This window comes from Micromonospora sp. NPDC005254 (assembly GCF_042872525.1).
Classification (GTDB): Bacteria; Actinomycetota; Actinomycetes; order Mycobacteriales; family Micromonosporaceae; genus Micromonospora.
Genome location: NZ_JBIAKM010000008.1, coordinates 413,057 through 419,557, shown reverse-complemented (window position 1 = coordinate 419,557; position 6,501 = coordinate 413,057). Strand labels below are relative to the sequence as shown.

At 73.9% G+C, this 6,501-nt stretch carries 6 protein-coding genes; 3 read left to right on the top strand and 3 right to left on the bottom strand.

What is annotated here, in order from left to right:
- The first annotated feature begins 325 nt into the window (after nucleotides 1-325).
- Complete coding sequence (locus ACFYPR_RS25205) at nucleotides 326-613, top strand: flavin reductase (protein ID WP_354856377.1); 288 nt, start codon at nucleotides 326-328, stop codon at nucleotides 611-613.
- Nucleotides 614-769: 156 nt separating this feature from the next.
- On the opposite strand, the gene dprA is transcribed toward ACFYPR_RS25205, so the two are convergent.
- Genes dprA through ACFYPR_RS25190 form a run of 3 tightly spaced genes read right to left on the bottom strand, consistent with a single transcriptional unit; the run spans nucleotide 770 to nucleotide 3,864 of the window.
- Entirely contained in the window at nucleotides 770-1,957 is a 1,188-nt protein-coding gene (gene dprA, locus ACFYPR_RS25200) for a DNA-processing protein DprA (RefSeq protein ID WP_355067869.1), read from the bottom strand.
- On the bottom strand, nucleotides 1,954-3,474 hold the full coding sequence (locus ACFYPR_RS25195) for a YifB family Mg chelatase-like AAA ATPase (RefSeq protein ID WP_355133387.1): 1,521 nt from the start codon (nucleotides 3,472-3,474) through the stop codon (nucleotides 1,954-1,956). The genes dprA and ACFYPR_RS25195 overlap by 4 nt, the downstream gene beginning before the upstream one ends.
- Nucleotides 3,475-3,504: 30 nt before the next feature.
- On the bottom strand, nucleotides 3,505-3,864 hold the full coding sequence (locus tag ACFYPR_RS25190; protein ID WP_354856371.1) for a YraN family protein: 360 nt from the start codon (nucleotides 3,862-3,864) through the stop codon (nucleotides 3,505-3,507).
- A 215-nt stretch (nucleotides 3,865-4,079) separates the two neighbouring features.
- Between ACFYPR_RS25190 and ACFYPR_RS25185 the strand changes: the two genes are divergently transcribed.
- Both ACFYPR_RS25185 and rpsB read left to right on the top strand, forming a co-directional pair.
- Nucleotides 4,080-5,264: a hypothetical protein gene (locus ACFYPR_RS25185; RefSeq protein WP_387262760.1), complete on the top strand. Its 1,185-nt coding sequence runs from the start codon at nucleotides 4,080-4,082 to the stop codon at nucleotides 5,262-5,264.
- 303 nt (nucleotides 5,265-5,567) lie between these two features.
- A complete protein-coding gene (rpsB, locus tag ACFYPR_RS25180; RefSeq protein ID WP_363936751.1) occupies nucleotides 5,568-6,482 on the top strand; it encodes a 30S ribosomal protein S2 in 915 nt (304 codons plus the stop codon).
- Nucleotides 6,483-6,501 lie beyond the last annotated feature (19 nt).

Sequence of the window (6,501 nt, the reverse complement as noted above, 5' to 3'; positions counted from 1 at the left end):
GTTCTAGCTTGGTCGCTGAACCAACTACCGGAGACCTCTTCAATTAGCGACCACCGCCACGCCCAATATCGAGGCCCTACGAAACACGGCCTAGGGCGAGGCCCCCCGCCCGGTGGCGAGTTTCGCGGCGGGCGGGGGTGCCCCTCCGACCCCGACCCGGGAGGTTGACGTGGCACCAGACGACGAACTAAACCGACTAACTGAGCGGGTCCCAGCGGGCACCCGGGGTGGTCTTCGGCTCGGTGAACTCGGTCCTGAACAACGCGCATCCACCCCTGCGCCGGTTGAGCCGCTGGTCGCCGGTTCGGTACCGGGGAATCCAGCGGTGAGCGACCTTCAGCGGCACGCCCCGGTCCGACCGTTCTGGTTCTGCGCGGCGGATGCCCAGCCCTGGCCGTGTGGTCGAGCCCGCGCCGATCTGGCCGGCGAATACGCCGACGAGCCCCGGTTACTGGCGGTCGACATGGCTGATTGCTTGGGGGAGGCGACCCGGGACCTGTGCGGGCTTTACCCGGAGCCCCCGAACCCAGTCGAGATGTACGCCCGCTTCCTCGGCTGGGTCCGGCACCTCGCGATCAACCGGTTCCGCAATGCCGGCCGGTTCCCGCTATAGCGCAGTAACGCCGAGCTTTCGTTCCTCCGGTCGGGGACTCACGCATATCCGTCGGACGGCGGAGATGGCCCCCGCACGGCCGAGTATCCGCCGCCGCAGTCCACACTGGTGCCGGTGTCGCCACACCCATGACCGTGCGCCGTGGCGGTTCGTTGCTTATCCGCCGCCCTTCGGTGTGGTGGCCGGGGCGAGGGCGTAGCCGTCGTCGCGGCGCACGACCATGGACAGCTCCTCCAGCAGCGACAGCTTGCGCAGCGCGGTACGCACGTTCACGCCGGCGCGGGCGGCGAGCGCGTCCACTCCCCGTACGCCCCGGCGGGGCAATGCCTCCAGCAGGGATCGGGCGTCGTCGTCCAACGCGTCGGTCGGCCGCTGCGGGCCACGGGCCAGCGGGGCCAGGTCCGCGCCGACCCGGCCCACCTCCTCGAGCACGTGCGCCACCCCGGTGACCAGCCGCACCTCGGAGCACTCGCGGAGCAACTCGTGTGCGCCGACGGACATTGCCGAGGTCACCGGCCCGGGCACGACCATCGCGACGCGTCCGGTGTGGATGGCCCGTCGGGCGGTCTGCGTCGCGCCGCTGCGCGCCGACGCCTCCACCACGACGGTGCCGAGGGTGCCCCCGGCGATGACCCGGTTGCGGATCAGGAACCGGGGGCGTAGCGGCTCGGCGCCGGGTGGCCACTCGCTGACCAGCAGCCCCGTGTCGGCAATCCGGTCGAAGAGCGCGGTGTTGCCCATCGGATACGGCCGGTCCACCCCGCAGGCCAGCACCGCGACGGTCAACCCGCCCGCGTTGAGGGCACCCCGGTGGGCTGCCGCGTCGATGCCGAACGCGCCGCCGGAGACCACGGTCCAGTCCCGCTCGGCCAGCCCGTACCCCAGTTCCGTGGCGACGTGCTGGCCGTAACCGGTGGCCGCCCGCGCGCCGACCACCGCCACCGAGCGCTCCAGCGCCTCGCCCAGCGGCCAGGCTCCGCGTACCCAGAAGCAGAGCGGCGGCGCGGTTTCACCGTCCACCCGGCGGGTGGCGTCCGGCAGCCGGAGCGTTTTCAGGCCGGCCACCCGGGCCGGCCACTCCGCGTCGTCGGGGGTGACCAGGCGGGCACCGAGCCGGTCGGCCCGCTCCAACGCCTCGGCGGCGACCGCCCGCGCGTCACCGGCGGCCGACCGGGCCGCCACCGTGCTGTGCAGCCAGCCGTCGGGGCTGCCGCCGTCGAGCAACAGATCCAGTGTGGCCACCGGACCGAGTCGGTCGACCAGCTGGTACACCGCCCGGGTGCCCGGCTCGGCCAACCAGGTCAGCGCCACCCGGGCCAGTCTGCTCTCCTCGTCGGCGCTCATGCCGCCTCCCCTGTCCGTAGTTGGATCGCCTCTCGTACGTCGTCGCGGTCCGGCCGGTCCCGGCCGTCCAGGTCCGCGATGGTCCAGGCCATCCGGATCACCCGGTCGAAGCCCCGTGCCGAGAGCGAGCCGGAGTCGAGTCGGCCGCGCAGCTCGGCGGTGACCAGCGCCGGTAGCCGCCACGGCGGGCGGCGCAGGAGCGGGCCGTCCACCTCGGCGTTGAGTCGCCGCCCGAGGCCGGCCCAGCGGTTGGCCGCCGCGCGGCGGGCCGCCGCGACCCGGGCGGCGACCGTGGCCGAGGACTCGGCGTCGCCGACGGACGCCATCAGCTCCGCCGCCCGTACGGGCATCAGCCGCACCTGCACGTCGATCCGGTCGAGCAGCGGCCCGGAGAGCCGGCCCAGGTAGCGACGGCGGACCAGCGGCGAGCACTCGCAGTACGCGTCGCCGGACGGCTTCGCGCACGGGCACGGATTGGCGGCCAGCACCAGTTGGGTCCGGGCCGGGTACTCGGTGCCGCCCCCGCTGCGGCTCAGCTGGATGCGGCCGTGCTCCAGTGGCTGGCGCAGCGCCTCCAGCGCGCCCTTGCTGAACTCCGGCGCCTCGTCCAGGAAGAGCACCCCGCGGTGGGCCAGCGACACCGCGCCGGGGCGGGCCAGCCCGGAACCGCCGCCGACGAGGGACGGGATCGTGGCCGTGTGGTGCGGTGCCTGGAACGGCGGGCGGCGCAGCAGTTGACCACCCGGTGGCAGGAGCCCGGCGACCGAGTGCAGTGCGGTCACCTCCAGCGCCGCGTCGTCGTCCAGCTCGGGCAGGAGTGACGGCAGCCGCTCGGCCAGCATCGTCTTGCCGGCGCCTGGAGGGCCGAGCAGCGCGATGTGGTGCCCGCCCGCCGCGGCGACCTCCAGCGCCCGCCGGCCCAGCTCCTGCCCGGCGACCTCGGCGAGGTCGGGGCCGCCGGGAACCGGTGCCGGGGCGTCCGGCGGTGGTTCGATCAGCGGGCTGCCGTCGCGCACGAAGGCGACCAGCCGGTGCAGCGTGTCCACCGCCCGCACCCGTACGCCGGGGATGACCGCGGCCTCGGCGGCGTTGCCGGTCGGCACGATGACCCGTTCGACGCCGGCCCTGGCCGCGGCGGCGACCATCGGCAGCACCCCGCGCACCGGCCGGACCGTCCCGTCCAGTCCCAACTCGCCGAGGACCACGACCCCCTCCAGCGGAAGCAGCGGTAGCTCACCCGAGCCGCCCAGCAGCGCGGCGGCGATGGCCAGATCGAACGCCGAGCCGAACTTCGGCAGCGTGGCCGGCAGCAGGTTCAGCGTGATCCGCCGGTTCGGCCAGCGTTGGCCGGAGTTGACCACGGCGGCCCGGACCCGGTCGCGGGCCTCGTGCAGGGCCGTGTCCGGCAGGCCGGAGATCACCACGGCCGGTAGTCCGGCGGCCAGGTCCGCCTCGACCTCGACGAGGTGGCCGGTGACGCCGACCAGCCCCACGCAGAGCACCTTCGCGTAGCTCATGACGCGTCACCGATCCGTCGGCGGCGCATCTCAGAACGCGCCCTTGAGGTGATCGACCTGCGCGGGACCGGCGGCGGGCAGTCGTACTGACAGCACGTCGAACCGCACCTCGTCGGCGCTCGTGCCGGTCTCGGCGAGCCAGATCGCGGCGAGCCCGCGCAGGCGACGGGCCTTGGCCGGTACGACAGCCTCGGCCGGTGTGCCGAACACGTCGCCCCGACGCGTCTTCACCTCGCAGAACGCGAGCACCGGCCCGTCCCAGGCGATGATGTCGATCTCGCCTTGCGGGCAGCGCCAGTTCCGGACGATCGGGCGTAGCCCTGCCTCGCTCAGGTGCCGGGCGGCGCACCGCTCGCCGTACGCGCCGACCGCCTGGTTCCGCTTCGTCATGGCCGCGACGGTGCCCGTCCGAGGGCGGGCGTCGCGACCCCACGACGGCCCGGCTGTGGACGACGGGTGTCCTGTGGACAACCGGACGATCAAGCCCGGGCTGTGCTATGCGGCGACCCCGACCCGGACGCCGTGCCGCACGCCTCCCCGCTGATCGCTGGCGGCCGGCCGGGCCGAAATGGCGCGGGCGTGGCCGGTCGCATACGGTGCCTGACGTGGACGGACGACGGAGCTTTCCGGAAGATCAGGAGTCGCGCTGGTATCCCGACGAGCGGGGTCGCGGTTACGGCGATTCCGAGTGGCGCGGTGCGGGTGAGCCGCGATACCGGGACAGCGAGATCCCCGAGCAGCGCGGCGGCGAAGACGGTCGATCCGTCGAGGACACCGGCGTCGGCCGACGCCGGGAGCCGGATTCGACGCGCTTCGGCGCAACCCCGGAGCCGGGCTCGGGCCGATTCGGCGCGGTGGACGCGGGCCGCTTCGGTGGCCCGCCCGAGTCGGACTCGGGCCGTCTGAGCGCGGTGGACGCAGGCCGGTTCGGCGCCCCGCCCGAGTCGGACTCGGGCCGTCTGAGCGCGGTGGACGCGGGCCGGTTCGGTGGCCCGCCCGAGTCGGACTCCGGGCGGTTCGGCGCCGTCGACGCCCAAGCGGGGATGTTCGGCAGCGGCGAGGCCGACTCTGGACGCTTCGGCGCGGTCGACCCGCTGGGTGACGCGCGTACGGACGGGGACGGTTACCGGGCGACCCGCTCGCGCAGGGCGGATCGGGACCCCTCGGAGATCTCCGGGGAGCTGCCCGGCCGCCGAGCCGCCCGAGAGTCGCTGAGCCCCGCCGCGCCGGAGGTGGCGCGAGACGCCACGCCGGAGGCCGCCCGAGACGCCGGGTCAGCGGCCGGCAGAGATGTCGGGCCAGCGGCTGGTGTGCTCGCCGACCAGGCTCGGCCCGCCCCGCTCGCCGGATATCCGATCATCGAGCCGAACCGGGGCGGCGGGGAGCAGCCGCACCCGCTGGAGATGCCTACCGGCCCGATGCCGGGGATCGGCCCGCGGCCCGACCTGCCCGCCGGCGAGCCGCCGGTGTACCCCCAGCCGGCAGACGGTGTCTACCGGACCCGTCGCCCGGCGTTGGCCGCGCTCTTCGCCCTGCTGGCGTTGATCTTCGAGGTCCCCGCGCTGCGGGTGTTGCTGGCGGGCGTGACCGGCGACCCGCTGGACGCCGGCAACGTCGTGGTGGGCATCTGCCTGGTCGCCGCGCTGCCGATCTTCGCATCGGGACTGTACGGGCTCAAAACCGGCGGAATGGCGCTCTCCGACAGCGGACGGGGCTGGCTGCGCCCTCCCACGGCGTACCTGACCGTCGGCCTGGTGCTCTTCGTCGCCGCCGCCCTCGCCGCCGGCTGATCCCCGCCCAGCCGCCCCGCCCGGCCCGGCAGCCCCGCGGGGCAGCCCGGCAGCCCGGCAGCCCGGCCCGGCAGCCCGCCCGCGCGCACCCGGAGGCCGTCGGGCGGGGGAGGGGCGTACACTGGCCAACTGGCGACCGCCTCGCGCGGTCGACCTCGCGCGCCCTCTTCACGAATCGTCGTGAAGCGACGGCCTCCCTGGTCCCGATCTTGATCGGGCCCACCATGGGCCGGCGACCAGGCGCCAGGACGCCCGGCCACCGGCCGGGCGTGACAACCAGGGATCTTGAGGAGTACCCCAACCATGGCCGTCGTGACCATGCGTCAGCTGCTGGAGAGCGGTGTCCACTTCGGGCACCAGACCCGGCGCTGGAACCCGAAGATGAAGCGCTTCATCATGACCGAGCGCAACGGCATCTACATCATCGACCTGCGCCAGACTCTCGACTACATCGAGAAGGCGTACGAGTTCGTGCGTGGGACCGTCGCCGAGGGTGGCAGCATCCTCTTCGTCGGCACCAAGAAGCAGGCCCAGGAGGCCATCGCCGAGCAGGCGACCCGGGTCGGTCAGCCGTACGTCAACCACCGCTGGCTCGGTGGCATGCTGACCAACTTCCAGACGGTGTACAAGCGGCTCCAGCGGATGAAGGAGCTGGAGGGCCTGGGTGACCTCAGCGGCACCGCCGCCGGTTACACCAAGAAGGAGACCCTGCAGCTCTCCCGCGAGAAGATCAAGCTGACCCGCACGCTGGGTGGTCTGCGGGACATGCAGAAGCTGCCGGCCGCGGTCTGGATCGTCGACACCAAGAAGGAGCACATCGCCGTCGACGAGGCCCGCAAGCTGGGCATCCCGGTGATCGCCGTTCTCGACACCAACTGCGACCCGGACGAGGTCGACTTCCCGATCCCGGGCAACGACGACGCCATCCGCTCCGCCGAGCTGCTGACCCGGGTGGTCGCGGCCGCCGTCGCGGACGGTCTGATCGCGCGTTCCGGTCGTCGCCGGGGCGGGGACGAGAAGCCCGAGGGTGTCGCGAGCGACGAGCCGCTGACCGAGTGGGAGCGCGAGCTGCTGGAGCCGAAGAAGGCCGACGAGTCGGCCGCTGCCGCCGCCGAGCAGCCCACCGAGCAGCCCGCCGCTGCCGCCGCCGAGCAGCCCGCTCCGGAGCAGCCGGCGCAGGCCGCCACCGAGCAGCCGGCGGCCGCCACCGCGGAGTGACCCGCACCGTCGCTGCCCG